This is a genomic window from Terriglobia bacterium (assembly GCA_020072845.1).
Taxonomy (GTDB): Bacteria; Acidobacteriota; Terriglobia; order Terriglobales; family Acidobacteriaceae; genus JAIQGF01.
Genome location: JAIQGF010000012.1, coordinates 87,405 through 105,974 on the forward strand (window position 1 = coordinate 87,405; position 18,570 = coordinate 105,974).

Consider the following 18,570-nt stretch of genomic DNA (forward strand, 5'->3'; position numbering starts at 1 on the left):
GGACGCGTTTGCCACGTCCTTCGTGCAAGGACGCCTGCGGGGAGAGCAACTGCGGGTCCGCATCGAGTCGAGTTGCCGTCATTGCTCGCTCCCGATCGCCATCGAAGTTGATGATGATCTGCGCTGGCGGGTCCTCTCGCCGGGCGCATCGCCCTTGTTGTTTGAACCCGACATGAATTGGCAGAGCTTCCACGGCCCCAACATCATTCACGACTATTGAATGCAGACCGTATTCTTCTGGTCAGAAGAACACGCCAGAAAATTCCGGGCGAAACACCGGCAGCCGGACGGGCTCTATTTGACGATGGAACAGGCCGCGTTCTCCGAGCGCATTGCGCAGTCGGGCTTGTTCGCATTGGGCGACGACGGGCGGCTGCGGCGGTAACTATTTTGCGGTCGTGACCCTCACCGGCTCGACTTCCAAATGCAGATCGGCCACGGCGCGGACGCGCACCTGCTCGCCGGCGTCGCACGGGGCGGAGGAAATGGCGTTCCACAGTTCGCCGTGGACGAAGACCCTTCCCTGCGGGGTCAGCGGGGTGCGGGCGACGGCGATTTCGCCGACCAGTCCCTGCGCGCCGGTGGTGATCTTGCCGCGGCGGGCCTTGAGCGCGATTCCCATCAGGAACGTCGTAATCAGGCCAAGTGGAACGGCGACGGCGAGCGCGGTCCAGAGACGCACGCGCATCTGCGGGATGGGCGCGTCCACCAGCAACAGCGCGCCGAAGACCAGCGACACGATGCCGGCGATGGTGAGAACGCCATGCGAGGCGAACTTCGCCTCCAGTGTGAAGAAGACGAACGACACCAGGATCAGCGCCAGCGCGGTATAGCGCACCGGCAGGATGTTCAAGGCGAAGACGGCAAGGACAACGAAGAAGAATCCGACCACGCCGGGGACGATGGCGCCGGGATGGTTGAACTCGACGTAGAGCGCCAGCAGTCCGATGGCGAGAAGCACAAACGCCATGTTGGGATCCATGAGGAAGGCGAGGATCTTCTGCTTGAGCGTCATTTCGAAATCGCGCACCGGCTTGTTCACCAGATGGAGCGTGACCTTGTCGCCGTTGAAGCGCGTGATCTCGCGGCCATCGAGTTGCTTCAACAGGTCTTCCTGGTTGGGGGCGACCACGTCAATCAGGTGGTCCTTGAGTGCTTCCTGGTCGGTGAAGGACTTGGACTGGCGCACGGCGCTTTCGGCGACCTCGACGTTGCGGCCGCGCTTGGCGACCACGGAGCGCATGAGGGCGGCGGAATCGTTCTCCATTTTTTCCGCCATGATCTTGTCGGGCTGGCCGCCGCCGAGCGTGACCGGATGGGCCGCGCCGGTGTTGGCGCCGGGCGCCATGGCGGCGACGTCGGCGGCCTCCAGGATGAAGAACCCGGCCGAGGCGGCGCGCGCGCCGCTGGGCGCGACGTAGATGATGACCGGCACGGGCGAAGCCACGATCTGCTGGATGATTTCGCGCGTCGATTCGGCCAGGCCGCCGGGCGTCGAAAGCCGGATCAGGATGGCGTCGGCGTGCTGCGCCTTGGCGGCTTCGATGCCGCGGGTGATGTATTCCAGCGTGATGGGGTGAATGGTGTCGTTGATGTCGAGGCGGAGAACTTCCGCGCGCGCGATAGGCGTCAGGAACAATAACGAAATCAGGATTGCGAACAGCGTCCTAAAACCATTTCTGATTGTCAATTGTCGATTGTCGATTGGCGGAGAGAGGCGGCTTTGCAATCGGCAATCGAAAATCGGCAATCGGCAATGCAGTTTGGCGGTCATGGCTATCTAGTTCCGAGTTTATCCGAAATCGTTCGCTTCAGCGCTAATGCGGCCGAGTTGTTCGGTTCCAGCGCCAGCACGCGGTCCACGATCTGTTCGGCGGATTGCGCCTGGTTCGTTTTCAGATCAAGGCGCGCCAGCACCAGCAACGCGTCGGTGGAGATGGGCTGCAGGCGGAGCGCGGTCTGGGCTTCGGCGCGCGCGGAGGGCTCGTTGATGTCCTCCAGCACGCATGCCAGGCCGACATGCGCGTCGGCGTTGGTGGGATCAAGCTGAACCGCCTCCCGGAAGTCGCGTTCCGCCTCCACCTTGAATCCCTGCGCCAGGTATTCGCGCCCGCGAGTGACGTGGAATTCCGCGTGCGTGTGCGGGTCGGTCTGCGACAAGCGCAGCTCGGCAGCGTTTTGGATCTCCAGCGCCAGTTGCTGGAATGAAGTCTCGTCGTAGTTGCGCTTGATGCGTTGGAGAGGGACTTTGCCGGTCGCCGCGGGCCGGTCCGAGGTGCGCAACGCCGCCGCGGTCGCCAGCGGGGCGATCGATTCGAGCAGCGCCTTGGCTTCCGAATCGGCGGGACGCAGGGCCAGGGTTTCGCGCAACTGGCGTGCAGCGCCGGCGAGGTCGCTTGCCTTGTAGAGCGCAATGCCGAGGTTGAAGTGATAGTCGGGATCGCTGGGATCGGCTTTGACTGCCTGCTGCAGGTATTCGATCTCGCTGTGCTTCCCGCGGCGCCCGGCGACCACGCCGAGGTTGTTGTACACCTCGGTGAGCGGCAGGCGGGAGGCAACGAAGGCGAACGCGTCTTCCGATTTGGCGAAGTCGCCCATGTAATAGCCGGCCAGGCCCAGATAGAAGCTGGCTTCGCGCGCCGCGGGATCGCTGCGGGGAACACGCGCGAACCACGTCGCCGCCTGCTCGTAGTCGCGGCCGTCGAAGTAGGTGCGCCCGAGATGCAGCATGGCTTGCGTGTAGTCCGGGCTGAGGCGGATGGCTTCGCGGAAGAACTTGATCTTCACCGGACGCGAGGTGGCGACCACGCCGCGCACGTAGTTTTCGAATGCGTCAAGCCGGATGGAAGGCGCGGCGGTGATGAATTGGTTGCGCGAGGGCAGCAGTTCGGGATGCACCAGGCGCAGCAGGTCCCAGGCGAGCGCGGTCTGGACGTCAATCAGCTTCACCAGCGCGCCCGATTGCTTTTGCTCGGGCGAAAGGCGGAGCGCTTTCATGTCGAGCAATTGCGCGCGCGCGGTGAACGCCTGGCCGTCGAAGTTGTAGGCGCCGAGCACCACATAGTCGGCATCCATTTGCTCGGCGATGCGGTAGAGCGTGGCGCGCGAAAGATGGACGTTGGCAGGGATGCCGGCGCGGTCGAAGCCGTAACTGCGGTCGTCACGCGAGACGATGTAGAGCAGCGGCGAGGCCAGCCGCTGGCCGAGCACTTCGGGGAAGGATTCGCTAATCCACTCCAGGCCGGGCGCCTTAGACTCGTTTTCAAACGGCAGCACCAGCAGGGTCTGGGCCGAGGGATTGGCGGGACGCATCTGGGCGGCGGCGCCCAGGGCGGCCAGGACGAGAAGAAGCAGTGCGGAATATCGCGAAAGAGAGCTCAAGACACCTCCGATTATAGCCGCAGCCGACCGGGTAAATCGGTGACCGGAGGACGCCGCAGAGCCCCATGCCGCAACTCTCGATTTGAACACGGCTGCCGCAACCCCGCCACGACAGGGGAGGTCGAAACGCCAGCAGCGAGCGCGTACGCAGCGTCCCTGAGCGCTTAAGATTGGTTACAGCTCAAATGAACCCAACCTGGGGATGGAGCCAGATGGTCGTGGCCTACAGCCTGCTGGAGGCTTCGCTGTGGACCGAGGGCCCCACGCAGCGCATCTTTGCGCTGGCGGCCGCAGTGTGGATTGTGGTGGCGACGCTGCTCAACCGGCGGTCCCTGCGCCAACTCGGCCTGGGCACGCGGGGATTCGTGAATTCCCTGATCGCCATCCCGGTTGCCCTGGCTGCGGCCTCGGTCATTGTGCTGATCGGCTGGAAGGCAGGAACACTGCGCGGCTTATTCGGCACGCACCCTCTGTTGTGGCATTCCAGCGGCTACGCCATCTGGGCGCTGATGCAGCAGTTCATCCTGAATTCATTCTTCTTCCTGAACCTCGAGGAACTGCTCGGCGACAGCCGGCGCGCGCTGTGGGGAGCGGCTGCGCTGTTCTGCTTCGCGCACCTTCCCAACCCGGTGTTGATGGCGGGAACGCTGCTGGCGGCGGTGTTTTTTCTGTCGCTGTTCCGGCGGTACCGCAACCTTTACCCGCTGGGAATCGCACACGCGTTGCTGGGATTGTCACTGGCAGTGACGGTGCCGGATGCTTGGCTACGGCACATGCGGGTGGGGATTTCGTATCTGCACTTTATGGTCCGGTAGCACCGGGGGGCCGCTCGCCGGCGCCTTTTCCCCCTGGTTGACCGTTACCTCCGGGCAACTTCCGATTACGCGCGATATCTGGCTCTCCGCACCAAGCCACGATTCAATGGAGGCAGGTTCTGGGGGGACGAACATGATGTCCGACGACGACCGCGAGCAGCGCTGCGACGAAGGTCAGAAGTGGCGCGCGCAGATCCAATTGCCGGCCGAGATGGTGGAAAGCTTCCGCGAGTGGTGGGACTCGGAGGGATGGTGGAGCTTCCGCGCCTGGCACCAGCGGACGTCGGGTGCAGATTCCGAATGGGAAAGCTTTATGCGCAAGTTGTGTGGCGAAGCGCCGGCCAAGAGACTCCCGGCAGTTTCCGACCCGACCGATCCGAAGGTCGTCTGATGCCTCCGAAGCGCCCTGCCCGACAACGGTGGCCCTCTCCGTTTGTGAGCTAACCCCGCTTTCCGATTGACTTCCCTGAGTACCTCGGATAAATAGTAAGCGGGTACTTACAATGTCGGCCTCCCAGGTCAGAATTCCGGCGGAGGAGCGACGTCAGCAGATCCTGGAACTGGCCACCGAGCTGTTCGCACGGCAGGGATACCAAGGGACGACAACGCGCCAGATCGCTCAGCAAGTGCACGTCAATGAGGCGATCATCTTTCGCCATTTTCCGACGAAGGAAGAGCTGTACTGGGCGGTGATCGAGAACCAGATCCGGGTGCGCGGCGGACGGGCGCGCCTGGAAACCAAGCTGGCGGCGGGCGGCAGCGACCGCGAGCTGCTGACGGCGATCGCCGAAGAAATGCTGAGCCGCGACGTCACCCTCAGCCGGTTGCTGCTCTACACCGCGCTCGAGAACCACGAGCTGACACACCGCTTTTTCCGCACCCATGTGGCGCAATATCTGGAACTGCTGGCCGATTACATCCGGCGCGGGATCGCGGCCGGTCGCTTCCGCGACGTGGACCCGCTGCTGGCCGCGCGCGGCTTCCTGGGCATGGTCTGGTATCACTTCCAGATTCAGGAGCTGTTCGGGGGCAAGCGGGTGCAGACCTTCGATCCGCAGCACGTCAGCGCAACCCTGGTGGACGTGTGGTTGCATGGGATGGAAAAGGATTGAATATTGCAGATTGACGATTGAAGATTGAAGACTTAAGGAGTGCGAGAGCGTAGGAATTGACTCCTAACGTGTGTCATCCTGAGCGAGGGCCAACGCGCCCCGCTTTTGAGCGCGTTGGGACCGAGCCGAAAGACCTCGCGTTTGCCGGGAGTCACCATGCTGTGTAAAGGCTTTTCAGGTTCTGAATCATGAATTGTCTACTCATAACTAGAAATTCTCGGATCGCGGTGCTGGTCACATTTTCCGCTCTCGTGCTGCTGTCCGCGTGCGGCAAGACCAAGGCGGGACCGCCGGTGGATGCGGCCGCGCCGGTGGTGGTGGCGGCGGCGATGCAGCGCGACATTCCGCTGGAGGTCAAAGCGGTGGGCACGGTGGAGGCGTATTCCAACGTGCAGGTGAAGTCCATGATCGCCGGCGAAATCACCAAGGAGGGGTTCACCGAAGGGCAGGACGTGCGCCGCGGCGACCTGCTGTTCGTGATTGACCCGCGGCCCTACCAGGCGGCGCTGGCGCAGGCGCAGGGCAACCTGGCGCGCGATCTGGCGCAGGAGGCCAATGCGCACGCGCAGGCGACGCGCTATGCCGCGCTGTTCAAAGAGGGGGTAGTATCGCGCGAGCAGTACGACCAGATCACGACTGCGGCCGACGCCTTGAAGCAGGCGGTGGAGGCCGATCGCGCGGCGGTGGAGACGGCCAAGGTCAACCTGACCTATACCACCATTTATTCGCCGATTGATGGGCGCACCGGCAACCTGCTGGTGCACCGGGGCAACGTGGTCAAGGCGAACGACATTCCGATCCTCAGCATCAACCAGGTCGAGCCCATCTACGCTACCTTTGCGGTTCCGGAGATGTACCTGCCGGAGATCAAGAGGTCCCAGGCCAGCCGCAAGCTGGCGGTGATGGTGCGGGTGCCCAACGAACCCAAGCCCGCGGAGGGCATACTCACCTTCATTGACAACACCGTGGACCCGGCGACGGGCATGATCAAGCTGAAGGCGACCTTCGCCAACCATGATCGCCGGCTGTGGCCGGGACAATTCGCCGATGTCAGCCTGACGCTGAGCACCGACAAGAACGCCGTGCTGATTCCCAGCGCGGCGGTGCAGACGGGACAGAACGGGCAATACGTTTTCGTGGTCAAGCCGGACAACACCGCGGAATTGCGCAACGTGACGGTGTCGCGAGTTGTCGGCAGCGATTCGGTGATTACTTCGGGCGTGCGCGCCGGCGAACAGGTGGTCACCGACGGCCAAGTACGGCTGACGCCCGGAAGGAAAGTGGCGTTGTCGAAACCGGCGAACGCGGCCAGCAATACGGAAGCGGCGACGCAGCCGGCAGCTCGGCAGGGTAACGGACTGTGAGCATCGCGGAACTTTTTATCCGGCGCCCGGTGATGACCACGCTGGTCATGCTGGCTATCCTTCTGTTCGGCATCATGGGCTATCGCGCGCTGCCGGTGAGCGATCTGCCCAACGTGGATTTCCCCACCATCCAGGTGAGCGTGGCGCTGCCCGGAGCAAGCCCGGACACGATGGCGTCGGCGGTGGCCATGCCGCTGGAGAAGCAGTTCTCCACCATCGCCGGGGTGGACCAGATGACGTCCACCAACATGCTGGGGACCTCGTCCATCACCCTGCAATTCAACCTGACCCGCAATATCGACGCGGCGGCGCAGGACGTGCAGGCGATGATCGCCAAGGCGGGCCGTGACCTGCCGCAGGACCTGCCCGCCCCGCCGACGTACCAGAAGGTAAACCCGGCCGACCAGCCGGTACTGTATTTGTCGGTCAGCTCGCCGACATTGCGGCTCTCCGACGTGGACGAATATGCCGAGACCTTGATGGCGCAACGCATCTCCATGGTCAGCGGCGTGGCGCAGGTGATGGTTTATGGTGCCCAGAAGTACGCGGTGCGGGCGCAGCTCGATCCCAAGAAGCTGGCGGCCCACCAGATCGGCATTGACGAAGTGAACCTGGCCGTGCAGAGCGGCAACGTCAACCTGCCGACGGGCACGCTCTGGGGCAACCGGCAGGCATTCACCGTGCTGGCCAACGGGCAGCTCACCAATGCCGACCAGTACCGGCCGCTGATTGTTGCCTACCGCAACGGCAATCCGGTGCGCCTGGGCGAACTGGGCAACGTCTTCGACAGCGTGGAGAATGACAAGACGGCGAGCTGGTACGCCGGTCCCGATCACAATCTCAACCGCGCCATCGTGCTCGCCATCCAGAAGCAGCCCGGGACGAATACGGTGGAGGTAGTGGACAGCATCCGGGCGCTGCTGCCGTCGTTCCGCTCGCAGATCCCGGCCTCGGTTTCCCTGGACACCCTGTACGACCGCTCGAAGACGATCCGCTCGTCCGTGGACGACGTGAAATTCACCCTCTTCCTGTCGCTCATTCTGGTGATCCTGGTCATCTTCCTGTTCCTGCGTAACCTGTCGGCGACCTTTATTCCCAGCCTGGCGTTGCCGTTCTCGCTGGTGGGAACGTTCGCGGTCATGTACGCGCTCAACTACTCGCTCGACAACCTGTCGCTGATGGCGATGACGCTCTCGGTGGGCTTCGTGGTGGACGACGCGATCGTGATGCTGGAAAACATCGTGCGCCACATGGAGCACGGCGAAAAGCCGATGCAGGCGGCCTTGCGCGGATCGCGCGAGATTGGATTCACCATTGTCTCCATGACGCTGTCGCTGGCGGCGGTGTTCATCCCGGTGCTGTTCATGGGCGGCATCGTGGGCCGCCTGCTGCACGAGTTCGCGGTGACCATCGGGGCGGCCATCCTGGTGTCGGGCGTCGTCTCGCTGAGCCTGACGCCGATGCTGTGCAGCCGCATCCTGCGGCCTTACGCCGAGATCAAACATGGCAAGCTGTACCTGCTGTCGGAGAAATTCTTCGACGGCATGTTGCACCTGTACGACAAAACCCTGCAGGTGGTGCTGCGGCACAAGCTCACGGTCATGGCGGTTTCGGCGGCGGTGCTGGTCGCCACCGGCTACCTGTTCGTCACCATCCCCAAGGGCTTTCTCGCCAGCGAGGACCAGGGCCAGATCTACATCATGACGGAGGCGGTGCAGGGCATTTCCTTCGAAGACATGAAGGCGCACCAGGTGGCGGTGGCGCGCGCCATCCTGGACTCGCCCGACGGCAAGTACGTGAGCACGTTTTTCGCGGCGGTGCCGCGCGGCGCCACCAACCAGGGATTCATGGTGGCGCGCTTTGTGCCGCTCGGCGAGCGCCCGGGCGTGGACGCCATGATGCAGCGCTGGCGTCCGATCGTGGCGAAAATTCCCGGCATCCAGAGCTTCCTGCAGAATCCGCCGCTCATCCGCATCGGCGGCCAGCTCACCAAGAGCCAGTACCAGTACACCCTGCAGAGCCCCGACACCAAGGACTTGTACGACTACGCCCCCAAGCTGGAAGCCGAGCTGCGCAAGAGCCCCATCCTGCAGGACGTGACCAGCGACCTGCTGATGAAAAATCCGCAGGTGAACCTCGTGATCGATCGCGACAAGGCTGCCACCATGAACGTGACCGCCACGCAGATCGAGGACGCACTCTACACCGCGTACAGCTCGCGCCAGATTTCCACCATCTACGCGCCCAACAATGCCTATCGCGTGGTCATGGAATTGAAGCCCGAATACCAGATGGATCCTTCGGCGCTGTCGCTGCTCTACGTGCGCTCTTGCCAAACCCAGACCGGCTGCACCCCGCAACTGGTTCCGCTGTCGGAGCTGGCCCACCTGCGGCGCGACTTGGGGCCGATGGCGATCAATCACCTCGGGCAGTTGCCGGCGGTCACGGTTTCCTTCGACCTGAAGCCGGGCGTGGCGCTGGGCGACGCGGTCGATGAGATCAACCGCGTTTCGCGCCGCGTGCTGCCCGACTCGATCACCACCAGTTTCCAGGGCGCGGCGCAGGCGTTTGAGTCGTCGTTCAAGGGCATGGGCATCCTGCTCATCATGGCCATCCTGGTCATCTACATCGTGCTGGGGATTTTGTACGAGAGCTTTATTCACCCGATCACGATTTTGTCCGGTCTGCCGGCGGCGGGCGTGGGCGCGCTGCTCACGCTCAAGCTCTTTCACCTCGACCTGAATCTGTACGGGTTTGTGGGAATCATCATGCTGGTGGGCATCGTGAAGAAGAACGCCATCATGATGATCGACTTTGCGCTCGACGCGCAGCGCAATGCCGGCAAGACGGCGGCCGACGCCATCTACTATGGCTGCCTGGTGCGCTTCCGCCCGATCATGATGACCACCATGGCCGCGCTCATGGGCACGTTGCCCATCGCGTTGGGTATCGGCGCGGGGGCGGAGTCGCGCCGGCCGCTGGGGCTGGCCGTGGTCGGCGGGCTGGTATTCTCGCAGTTGTTGACGCTGTACATCACGCCCGTGTTCTACATCTACCTCGACCGGGCGCAGCAGTGGTCGCGCAGGAAATTCAAGAAACCGGAAGCGGAAGCGGCGGCCGACGAGCGCGAGGAACCGGTGATGGCGGATTAGGCTCCAGGCTTCAGGCGTCAGGCTTCAGGAAAATCAGCGGCTGTGCTTTGGCTCTGGTTTTTCAAACTGAGGTCAAAGACTCGCCAGCCCCGCAGGGGCGAATGACAGTAGCCCGGCGCTTCAGCGCCGGGAACCATGCGGCTTCAGATCAGAGTCCCGTAGGGACGGCTGAAATCGCGAGCCGATTGGCCAACGCCTATTTCGCTCTCTCATACTGCTTTGGCCACGGGAAGTCGTGGCCGAGTTCCTTGGCCGCGCGCAAGGGCCAGTACGGCTGCCGCAGAAATTCCCTCGCCATCACCACCACGTCGGCCTGGCCGCTGCGCACGATGGTGTCCGCCTGCTGCGCGGAGGTGATCATGCCCACCGCGCCGGTGGCGATCGGCGCTTCGCGGCGGATGCGCTCGGCAAATTCCACCTAGTATCCCGCTCCTACGGGAATCTTGATGTGCGGCGCGATGCCGCCGCTGGAACAATCAATCAGGTCCACGCCCAGCGGCTTCAACTGGCGCGCCAGTTCCACCGACTGCGCGATGTCCCAGGCGCCTTCCTCCCAATCGGTACACGAAATTCGCACAAACAGCGGCTTGTCTTGCGGCCACACTCCGCGCGCCGCCGACACCACCTCGCATAGCAGGCGGATGCGATTCGCGAATGAGCCGCCGTAGCGGTCGGCGCGCTGGTTCGAGAGCGGCGAGAGGAACGAGTGCAGCAGGTATCCGTGCGCGGCGTGAATTTCGATCACGTCGAAACCGGCGTCCAGAGCGCGTTTCGCCGAGGCGGCAAAGGCGCTGACGACGGCGCGGATGTCGGATTCGTCCATCGCTTTGGGAACCTGGTAGCCGTCGCCGAACGGAATCGCGCTGGGCGCCAGGATGGGACGCCAGCCGCGATGCGCTTCGTCCAGCGGCTTGCCCCCGCGCCAGGGTGCGTCGGTCGAGGCCTTGCGCCCGGCGTGCGCCAATTGCAGGCCGGCAAGCGCGCCCTGGGCATGGATGAACTTGACGATTCGGGAGAGAAATTCGACGTGTCCGTCTTGGTAAATGCCGAGATCGTCGGGGCTGATGCGCCCGTCGGGCGTGACCGCGGAGGCTTCAGTGAAGATCAGCGCGGCGCCGCCGACGGCACGGCTTCCGAGGTGGACGAAATGCCAGTCGTTGGCAAATCCGTCGTGGCTCGAGTACTGGCACATGGGGGAAACGACGATGCGGTTGCGCAGCGTGACTCCGCGAAGCGAGAAAGGCGCGAACAGGTCGGACATGGAAGCATTGTAAATTGCGGAATTGCCGGACCGCGGAATCGGGGAATTGGAAAGGGAAAGCCGAAAACGACAACCGAAAACCAAGCCGGAACCGCGTCACTAATTTGGGAATGGCGCCCCTTGCCGGTACCAAAGTAATGGCTGAAAACGGCGGCCGGGGGGAGTAAGCTAACCCTAGCCGGGTACCTGTCCTGCAGCTTGGGATAGAAGTTCCCATGAGCACCATCTTTCAGCGCGATTGTCTCAGTTGCGCCATCTCCCGTAATCCTTGTGTGCTATGCGGGCCGCTTCTGCGGGTCCCGGTTCTGCTTTCTGCTGCCCGCTACGTGTGTGAACTCCCTGAACAGGAGGCAAGTGCCATGCGCACGCAGAACAAGAAAATTCTCATCGTGGACAGTGATGAATCCGTACTCATCGCCCTGGAACGTGTACTGGAGGAACAAGGATATGAAACTACCACCGCATGGGAGCTGAACGAGGCCCTGAAATTGATGGACGCCAGCCGCTTTGATGTCCTGCTGGTGGGCGATCATCCGCCCGATCTGAACTGCGAGCGCTTGTTGAAGCTGCTGCGCCGAGGGCAGTTGTGGACGCCCTGCGTGGTGATGCATTCGGCGGCGCGGCATCCTTTCTCGGAGCAGTACCTGCAGTATCTGGGCGCGCACGGAGTGGCATGCAAGTGGAACGACAAGGAGGTATTGGAGGAGGTCAGGAAGTGCGTGGCCGATCTTCACGTCGCAGCCTGACCAGCATTTCACCACCGAGACGCGGAGAAAAAAACAGAAAAACGAAAAGGGCATGGATTTTTGCGTGCCCTTTCTTCATTGATCTCGTTTTGCCTAACAACTAGAAACTAGCAACTGGCAACTGTTTTCCTACCGATTGCTGGGCGGATTGTTGCGCGCGCTGTTGCGTTCGGCGATGGTGCGGCGCGCGTTGTCGGCGAGTTCTTTTGCCCTGGGCAGCAGGTCGAGCGCTTTCTGCACCTGCGGATCAGCTTCCGCGCGGACCTTCAGGCCCTCGACCTGGCCGAACTCGTCAATGAACATTTCGCTCTTGATGCCGGCGCGGATCCAATCGTTCACCGGCGCCAGCTCCGCTTCCGACCAGGCAATTTTCTGGTCGGTGAGGAAGCTGCGGAATTCCAGCATCACCTGGTCATCCACTTCGAAGGTCTTGGGGATGTGGCGGTTGATGAGGTAGTGCTTGGCGAAATTGAAGAACGCGTAGTGCTGCAGCAGCGTGTCCTGGAAGTGATTGGTCTTGATGGCCGGGACCTTGACGTCGGGGGTGATGCCGCCGCCGCCGTACACCGCGCGGCCGCTGTCGGTCATCTTGACTTCGCGATTGGCGCTGCCGTTCTCGCCGTTGTCGCGGTTGTAGTAGTAGTCATACAGGGAGACGCTGCTGTAATCGCGCTGGATGAGCCGCCCGCTGGGGGTGTAGTACTTGGCGGTGGTCAGCGCCAGGCCGGTGTTCTCCGACAGCGGATAAACGGTCTGCACCAGGCCCTTGCCGAAGGTGTTCTCGCCGACGACGAGCCCGCGGTCGTGGTCCTGAATGGCGCCGGCGACGATCTCGGCGGCCGACGCCGTGCCCTTGTTTACCAGCACGACGATCGGGTAGTTGCGTCCGCCGTTGCCGTGGCTGGCGCGATACACCTTCTCCGGCGACGAGCGCCCGTGGTGTGACACGATCACCGCGCCCTTGGGCAGGAACTTGTCGGCCACGCCGACGCCCTCGCTCAGCAGCCCGCCGGGGTTCTGGCGGAGATCGAGGATCAGGCCCTTCAACTCGCCGAATTGATCGAGTGCGTCCTGGACTTCCTTGTCGGTCGTCTCCTGGAAGCCGGTGACGTGCAGGTATCCGATGCCCGGGCGGATCAGGAAATGCAGGTCCACGCTGTAGCGCGGAATCTCGTCGCGCGTGACGGTGAACTCCATCGGCTTGGGGGCGCCCTCGCGCAGGATGGTGATGCGCACCTGCGTGCCCTTGGGTCCCTTGAGCAGGTCGGCGACTTCGCTGGTGCTCAGGTTGTCGGTGGGCTTGCCGTCCACGGCGGCGATCACGTCGCCGGGATGGATGCCGACTTTATATGCCGGCGTGCCCACGAACGGCATCAGCACGATGACTTTGTTGTTGCGCGGTCCCACCGACATGCCCACGCCGTAGTACTTGCCGCGCTGCTCTTCGCGCAGCAGCGAGTACGACTTGGGATCGAAGAAGTTGGAGTGCGGATCGAGCACCCGCAGCATGCCGGGAATGGCGCCGTTGAAGATGGCTTTGTCGGCGTTCACCGGCTCGGCGTAGTTCTGCTCGACCACGTCATAGACCTGGGAGAACGAGCGCAGGCTGTCGCGCACGTCGGTGTCGGAGGACGGCTGCGAGGGGCTGACACGCTGACCAAACAGCGCGCCCAGGAAGCCACATACCAGGATGACCAGGACGACCAGGAGAAGGGATCGGCGAGCGCCACGGAGCATGTTGATAGAAATCCTTCCGGTGCGACGAAGACGCGAACGATGTCCTCACCGTGAGCTGTTCGCAGTATAACACGGGCTTTTCGGGGCATTTACGGGCATTTTGTCCCCCGAAAGGTACGAAAGTACCAGAGGCGCAAGGTTCCAGGCGGCAAGTTTCAGGCGCCAGGCACAACCGCAAAGGAGTGTCATTCCGAGCGGAGCGAGGAATCTGCTTTTTCAAGAGCTCATGCGTGCCACTGAAAAGCAGGTTCCTCGACTCGGACGCGCGGCGGCAGCCCGCGTCGCTCCTTCGCTGCGCTCAGGACAGGCTCCACCGGGCGCGCGGGCCTGCCGGCGCGTCCTCGCTCGGAATGACACGTCTCTAGAATTAGCGGTTGGTTGACCAGTGTCGCAGGCGCAGGCCTTGATGGTGTGGGTCTGAGACGACGGATTCTCACGCTCCTGCTCGGCGGCCGACTCTTCCGCCATGCGTTCGGCTTCGGTTTCCGGGATTTGCAATACCTCGAGTAATTCCTTCATTAGCGATTTTTCGCCGGCCATGTCGGCGGAGTTGGCGATTTCCTGCGTTTCCTCATGGAGGCGCTTGAGGTTGCAGGCAGCGATCTGCAGGGCGTAGAGCATGAGGGCGACGCGCTTGGTGTCCACGGCCTTGTCGGTGAGGAGGCGCATGACCTGGAAGAGGGCGTATTGCAGGCTCATGGCGTCCTCGACCATGCGGAGGGTGTCGTCGGGCTGCTTGGCGTGGGCGGCGTCGTGGAAGACGCAATAGTTGCGTCCGCGGCGGGCAGGTGCGGCGCAGGGGGCGCCGTTGAGCTTGGTGTGCTGGCAGCGGGGAGCGTTATCGAGTTTGGCAACGGGCATAGGTTATACCCCCCTCCCGGGGGATGGTGTGTGGAATCAATGAGTTAGCTCCAGGTAACCTGGGGAATCGGCAGGTAACCTGGGGGAGCGGGTGGTCAGCGGCTGGTGCTTGGTGGTCGGCGATGGATGTGCGACCAACCTGCGGTGGAAGCCACGATGTCAAAGAGCCGGACATAGTAGTCCCTACTTTAAGCGTAGCAAATTGGGAGGGAAAACCCGCCACATACGGCGGCGATATTTCTCAGGCGTTTTCAATAGCTTGCGGGGAAACTTCGGGTTTTGGGGGCTTGACAAGAAAGCGGCGGATGAGTAAGAGAGCATCAAATCGGTGCGCACGGGAGATTCTTGGGCGTAAGCTAAAGCTGACATAGCCTCTGGCTTCCTGCTGTGTACTTAGGAAGTGCTAAAGTGGGTCAGCGCTCCCCCATGATCACGACCACGCCAATACACCCGCACGATTGTGGCGGCAGCGGCGCCCACGAAAGATTCCTCCCATTAGAACTGAACAACATCCGAGACCCGCAAACCGACCTCCCACGCATTGCAAAAAATCCAAGGCTGACGGCCTTGATAGATTCCATCATTCCGCGAATTCCGACCGTTCACGATCTCCACCGGGGCGATGCACGCCGGCGACTTGCGGAGGTTGCGTCCGAGTCCGTGCACCTGGTCGTAACATCGCCTCCCTACTGGACGTTGAAGGAATACCGCCAGTCAGAAGGCCAGCTCGGTTTCATAAACGACTACGAGAAGTTTGTTTTGGAACTCGACAAAGTCTGGCAGGAATGTCGGCGCGTACTCGTACCCGGCGGTCGGCTCATCGTAGTAGTTGGTGATGTTTGCTTGTCGCGCCGCAATAACGGCGGTCGTCATATGGTCGTGCCGCTGCATGCTTCCATTCAAGAGCATTGCCGTGCCATCGGCTTCGATAATCTCGCACCGATCTTCTGGTACAAGATCGCTAACGCCAAGCACGAGGTCGAGAATGGTTCCTCCGGGTTTCTGGGAAAACCGTATGAACCCAACGCTGTCGTGAAGAATGATGTTGAGTTTGTACTCATGCAGCGGAAGTATGGCGCATACCGCAAACCGTCCGTCAGCACCAGGATACTAAGCGTCATCTCCGCCGCGAACCATCAGAAATGGTTCCAGCAGATATGGACAGACGTCACAGGCGCTTCGACTAGAGATCACCCTGCGCCGTTTCCGCTTGAGTTAGCGACTCGACTAGTCAGAATGTTCAGCTTTGTTGGTGACACGGTGCTCGACCCATTTCTTGGCACTGGAACAACCAGCCTTGCATCAGCTCTGACGGGCCGCAATAGCATCGGCGTCGAAGTGGACGAACATTATTTCGACATGGCCGTCACACGGCTGGCAAACGGTACCGACCGGCTGTTCGGGGCCGTTCAGGTCAACACCCACTTGCGAGGAAAATCATCCTCGTCTAAGCGACGGGAACAGCCGACACACTGAAATTAGCGGCCCGTACCGAATCGCTTCCTATACAAACTGCAAAACGTTTGCAGAAATGCTTCGTAGCGAATTGGACTGTCCGGTTTCGGCGAGAGTTCGTCTGTTATGAGCTTGGCGGGGTTCTTTCCATCGTAGTTCACGACTATCACGGCCAGGGCTTCCGGTTGGTCATTCGGATCATCGGCCGATGAGCGGAGCGGAATGTCCGCAAATATCTTTATTGTGTCCTTCACCACCTTTTGCATGTCGAACCGCGGACGCACCAAGCCCTTCGCAGATGCATCGGGATTTTCATACACTGGGCAGCAGTTGACGATCACGATGGCGGCGGCAATGCAATCGGGCCGGTGATTGTGGACATGATTACAGTAAGCGATTAAATCGCCGTAGCGATTCCATCTCGCCTTTCCGTGCGCCGTCATAATCGTCTTGTTCTCGACAGCGGCCCGAACGGTTCCCGGACCCAAACTCGGTTCAACAAATGTCAGATCGACGTTTCGTGACGCAACCCGAGTGCGGACATCGGCGTTCTTGACGGGCTTTAACTTTTCCGAAGCAAGGTCTTTTGCCAGTGCGCGGCACGATTCCCGGAGATCGGCAACGACGAAGTCGGCGAGGGCATTCGAGTGCCCCTGCGATCTCGGGTTGAAACCGAGATGCGCGTTCATCCACTCGACATATGCCTGCGGCGCGAGCAAGTTGCGACAATGTTAAGCTGCCATCCCCTATCTCGATGTTTACTAAGAGGTTGACTTGTATTTAGCGCCAAGAGGCGGATTGGGCACGGATTGCCAACCGCCGACCGCCGAAACACCGACTGACCGATAGACCGAAAGACACAGCGCGCAGTATTATGTGAGCCATGAACCTCGGCTTACCCGAAATGATTTTCATCTTCCTGCTGGCCCTGATTATCTTCGGGCCGCGGAAGCTGCCCGAAATCGGAAGGCAGATCGGGAAAGCCATGGGCGAATTCAAGAAGGCCAGCAACGAGTTCAAGTCGCAAATCGAAGGCGAAATCAGGAATTTGGAGCTGGAAGAGACCGTGAAACGCGCGTCCGAGCCGCAGATCCTGCCGCCGCAAGGAAGCGTGGCCAACACCGCGCCCACGGTCGCCGCCGTCGCTCTGCACGACCCCGCGCCCGCGCTCGATGCCCCGACGACGCTCGACGCCGCTGTGACGCCCGCGCCCGATGCCGCCTCGGTGCACGATGCGGCCACTGCGCAGGGCGCTGCGCCTGCGCCCGCCGATCATCCCGCCAAGGCCGCCGATGTCTGAGTTCGATCCCGCCGCCGCGGCGCGCAAGGCCGTCTCCGAAAAAATGGCGAGCATGAGCTTCCTCGATCACCTCGAGGAGCTGCGCCGGCGCATCATCTGGTCGCTGGTGTTCGTGGCCGCCGGCTTCGGCATCTGCTTCGGCTACGCCGAAAAGATTTACGGCTACATGCAGGTGCCGATCATGGAGGCGCTGCGCAACCATCATCTCGACCAGAAGCTGGTGTACCTGAATCCGACCGAGCCCTTCAACATGTACCTGAAGGTCGGCTTCATTGCCGGCGTGTTCCTCGCCTCGCCCTTCGTGCTCTACCAGGTGTGGGCGTTCATCGCGCCCGGCCTGTACCGGCACGAAAAGACCTACGTGACGCCCTTCATGATTTCGTCGGTGGGCCTGTTCATCGCCGGCGGATTGTTCGGCTACAAAATGGTGTACCCGGCGGCGCTGGATTTCCTGATCGGCTACGGCGCGCAATTCCAGCCGATGATCACGATCGGCGAATATACCGACCTGTTCCTGACCATCATCCTCGGGCTGGGCATCATTTTCGAGATGCCGATCCTGGTGTTCTTCCTCTCGCTGATGGGCGTGATCAGCGCAGGGTGGATGTGGCGCAACCTGCGCTACTCGATCCTGGTGATCTTCATCATCGCGGCCATCGTGACGCCGACCACCGACATCCTGAACATGTGCCTGTTCGCGGCGCCCATGGTGGTGCTCTATGTCGTGAGCATCCTGATCGCCTGGCTGGTGAGTCCGGCGCGGCGGAAAGCCCGCAAGGAAAAGGAAAAGGAAGCGGAAGCTGCCAGCAGCGAGTAGGCAAGGCGCAAGGCTCAAGGAACAAGGCGCAGGAAGAGCTACGTTGTGGCTGAAGCCAGGAGGTCATTGATATTGATAATAAACGTCCAATGACCTACCCTGAGCCGCATGGAAGCCGGTGGCGCCAAGGCGGAGGCCGCGGAAAGCTTGCAGGCTGAGCAAGACCGCAAGGCATTGCAGCTAATGCTGGAATACGTGTGTACGGCGACCCGTGCCGACGGATGTGCCGTCACCCTGAACCACGGCCGCGCCAATGTGTTGCAGGCCAGCGTCGGAAACACGCCGCCACCCGACAGCGCGCCTCACCCCGCTGCCGCGATCCGCGAGGAATGTCTGCGCAGCGGCGCGGTGGTGGATTGCGAAGACACTGCTTCCGATGCGCGCGGCATCATCAATGCCGAAGCCTGCGGGCGGGCGAAAATCGCTGCGGTGGTGGCCGCTCCGGTGTGCGTGGCAGGCAGACCGGTGGGCGTGCTGGAAATGCACTCCGCCCTAGCCTACAACTTCATGGAAGACGATGTTGAAGTGCTAAAGCGAGTGGCCGATGTAATCGGCGCCCTGATTTGCAG

The 18,570-nt window shown here is 61.9% G+C and carries 17 protein-coding genes and 1 pseudogene; 12 read left to right on the plus strand and 6 right to left on the minus strand.

Annotated elements, in window-relative coordinates; genetic code table 11:
- Positions 1–22 precede the first annotated feature (22 nt).
- Positions 23–220: a hypothetical protein gene (locus LAN70_14000; GenBank protein MBZ5512264.1), complete on the plus strand. Its 198-nt coding sequence runs from the start codon at positions 23–25 to the stop codon at positions 218–220.
- Positions 221–385, plus strand: coding sequence for a hypothetical protein (locus LAN70_14005; protein MBZ5512265.1), 165 nt, complete (start codon positions 221–223; stop codon positions 383–385).
- On the opposite strand, the gene LAN70_14010 is transcribed toward LAN70_14005, so the two are convergent.
- Both LAN70_14010 and LAN70_14015 read right to left on the minus strand, forming a co-directional pair.
- Positions 386–1,774, minus strand: coding sequence for a nodulation protein NfeD (locus tag LAN70_14010; GenBank protein ID MBZ5512266.1), 1,389 nt, complete (start codon positions 1,772–1,774; stop codon positions 386–388).
- Between the two features lie 2 nt (positions 1,775–1,776).
- Positions 1,777–3,381, minus strand: coding sequence for a tetratricopeptide repeat protein (locus LAN70_14015; GenBank protein ID MBZ5512267.1), 1,605 nt, complete (start codon positions 3,379–3,381; stop codon positions 1,777–1,779).
- Between the two features lie 185 nt (positions 3,382–3,566).
- Between LAN70_14015 and LAN70_14020 the strand changes: the two genes are divergently transcribed.
- The 5 genes from LAN70_14020 to LAN70_14040 all read left to right on the plus strand — a co-directional run bounded on the left by LAN70_14020 (position 3,567) and on the right by LAN70_14040 (position 9,824).
- Positions 3,567–4,196 carry a CPBP family intramembrane metalloprotease gene (locus LAN70_14020; GenBank protein MBZ5512268.1) on the plus strand — a complete coding sequence of 210 codons (630 nt, stop codon included), beginning with the start codon at positions 3,567–3,569 and terminating at the stop codon, positions 4,194–4,196.
- Between the two features lie 133 nt (positions 4,197–4,329).
- Positions 4,330–4,587: a hypothetical protein gene (locus LAN70_14025; GenBank protein MBZ5512269.1), complete on the plus strand. Its 258-nt coding sequence runs from the start codon at positions 4,330–4,332 to the stop codon at positions 4,585–4,587.
- A 112-nt stretch (positions 4,588–4,699) separates the two neighbouring features.
- Complete coding sequence (locus tag LAN70_14030; GenBank protein MBZ5512270.1) at positions 4,700–5,308, plus strand: TetR/AcrR family transcriptional regulator; 609 nt, start codon at positions 4,700–4,702, stop codon at positions 5,306–5,308.
- Positions 5,309–5,496: 188 nt separating this feature from the next.
- A complete protein-coding gene (locus tag LAN70_14035; protein MBZ5512271.1) occupies positions 5,497–6,672 on the plus strand; it encodes an efflux RND transporter periplasmic adaptor subunit in 1,176 nt (391 codons plus the stop codon).
- Positions 6,669–9,824: an efflux RND transporter permease subunit gene (locus LAN70_14040; GenBank protein ID MBZ5512272.1), complete on the plus strand. Its 3,156-nt coding sequence runs from the start codon at positions 6,669–6,671 to the stop codon at positions 9,822–9,824. The genes LAN70_14035 and LAN70_14040 overlap by 4 nt, the downstream gene beginning before the upstream one ends.
- Positions 9,825–10,020: 196 nt before the next feature.
- On the opposite strand, the pseudogene LAN70_14045 reads toward LAN70_14040, so the two are convergent.
- Positions 10,021–11,085, minus strand: a pseudogene (locus LAN70_14045) (NADH:flavin oxidoreductase/NADH oxidase).
- Between the two features lie 215 nt (positions 11,086–11,300).
- On the opposite strand from LAN70_14045, the gene LAN70_14050 reads away from it, so the two are divergent.
- Positions 11,301–11,831, plus strand: coding sequence for a response regulator (locus LAN70_14050; protein MBZ5512273.1), 531 nt, complete (start codon positions 11,301–11,303; stop codon positions 11,829–11,831).
- 129 nt (positions 11,832–11,960) lie between these two features.
- Here LAN70_14050 and LAN70_14055 read toward each other — a convergent pair whose 3' ends face one another.
- Together LAN70_14055 and LAN70_14060 are read right to left on the minus strand one after the other, a co-directional pair.
- A complete protein-coding gene (locus LAN70_14055; GenBank protein MBZ5512274.1) occupies positions 11,961–13,568 on the minus strand; it encodes a S41 family peptidase in 1,608 nt (535 codons plus the stop codon).
- Between the two features lie 216 nt (positions 13,569–13,784).
- Positions 13,785–14,429: a hypothetical protein gene (locus tag LAN70_14060; protein ID MBZ5512275.1), complete on the minus strand. Its 645-nt coding sequence runs from the start codon at positions 14,427–14,429 to the stop codon at positions 13,785–13,787.
- A gap of 426 nt (positions 14,430–14,855) precedes the next feature.
- On the opposite strand from LAN70_14060, the gene LAN70_14065 reads away from it, so the two are divergent.
- Positions 14,856–15,905: a site-specific DNA-methyltransferase gene (locus tag LAN70_14065; GenBank protein ID MBZ5512276.1), complete on the plus strand. Its 1,050-nt coding sequence runs from the start codon at positions 14,856–14,858 to the stop codon at positions 15,903–15,905.
- A gap of 2 nt (positions 15,906–15,907) precedes the next feature.
- Here the strand turns inward: LAN70_14065 and LAN70_14070 are convergent, their stop codons facing one another.
- Positions 15,908–16,573, minus strand: coding sequence for a hypothetical protein (locus LAN70_14070; protein ID MBZ5512277.1), 666 nt, complete (start codon positions 16,571–16,573; stop codon positions 15,908–15,910).
- 194 nt (positions 16,574–16,767) lie between these two features.
- On the opposite strand from LAN70_14070, the gene LAN70_14075 reads away from it, so the two are divergent.
- The 3 genes from LAN70_14075 to LAN70_14085 form a co-directional block, all read left to right on the plus strand.
- Positions 16,768–17,184: a TatA/E family twin arginine-targeting protein translocase gene (locus LAN70_14075; protein ID MBZ5512278.1), complete on the plus strand. Its 417-nt coding sequence runs from the start codon at positions 16,768–16,770 to the stop codon at positions 17,182–17,184.
- The gene (tatC, locus tag LAN70_14080; GenBank protein MBZ5512279.1) at positions 17,177–18,001 is read left to right on the plus strand and encodes a twin-arginine translocase subunit TatC; all 825 of its coding nucleotides are present in this window, start codon (positions 17,177–17,179) and stop codon (positions 17,999–18,001) included. The genes LAN70_14075 and tatC overlap by 8 nt, the downstream gene beginning before the upstream one ends.
- A gap of 108 nt (positions 18,002–18,109) precedes the next feature.
- A partial coding sequence (locus LAN70_14085; GenBank protein MBZ5512280.1) for a GAF domain-containing protein occupies positions 18,110–18,570 on the plus strand: 461 nt, incomplete at its 3' end.

Excerpts from the sequence above, each read along its gene's own strand:
- LAN70_14005 (MBZ5512265.1), top strand. The coding sequence starts at position 221 with ATGCAGACCGTATTCTTCTGGTCAGAAGAACACGCCAGAAAATTCCGG.
- LAN70_14010 (MBZ5512266.1), bottom strand. The coding sequence starts at position 1,774 with ATGACCGCCAAACTGCATTGCCGATTGCCGATTTTCGATTGCCGATTG.
- LAN70_14020 (MBZ5512268.1), top strand. The coding sequence starts at position 3,567 with ATGAACCCAACCTGGGGATGGAGCCAGATGGTCGTGGCCTACAGCCTG.
- LAN70_14025 (MBZ5512269.1), top strand. The coding sequence starts at position 4,330 with ATGATGTCCGACGACGACCGCGAGCAGCGCTGCGACGAAGGTCAGAAG.
- LAN70_14030 (MBZ5512270.1), top strand. The coding sequence starts at position 4,700 with ATGTCGGCCTCCCAGGTCAGAATTCCGGCGGAGGAGCGACGTCAGCAG.
- LAN70_14035 (MBZ5512271.1), top strand. The coding sequence starts at position 5,497 with ATGAATTGTCTACTCATAACTAGAAATTCTCGGATCGCGGTGCTGGTC.
- LAN70_14050 (MBZ5512273.1), top strand. The coding sequence starts at position 11,301 with ATGAGCACCATCTTTCAGCGCGATTGTCTCAGTTGCGCCATCTCCCGT.
- LAN70_14055 (MBZ5512274.1), bottom strand. The coding sequence starts at position 13,568 with ATGCTCCGTGGCGCTCGCCGATCCCTTCTCCTGGTCGTCCTGGTCATC.
- LAN70_14060 (MBZ5512275.1), bottom strand. The coding sequence starts at position 14,429 with ATGCCCGTTGCCAAACTCGATAACGCTCCCCGCTGCCAGCACACCAAG.
- LAN70_14065 (MBZ5512276.1), top strand. The coding sequence starts at position 14,856 with ATGATCACGACCACGCCAATACACCCGCACGATTGTGGCGGCAGCGGC.
- LAN70_14070 (MBZ5512277.1), bottom strand. The coding sequence starts at position 16,573 with ATGAACGCGCATCTCGGTTTCAACCCGAGATCGCAGGGGCACTCGAAT.
- LAN70_14075 (MBZ5512278.1), top strand. The coding sequence starts at position 16,768 with ATGAACCTCGGCTTACCCGAAATGATTTTCATCTTCCTGCTGGCCCTG.
- tatC (MBZ5512279.1), top strand. The coding sequence starts at position 17,177 with ATGTCTGAGTTCGATCCCGCCGCCGCGGCGCGCAAGGCCGTCTCCGAA.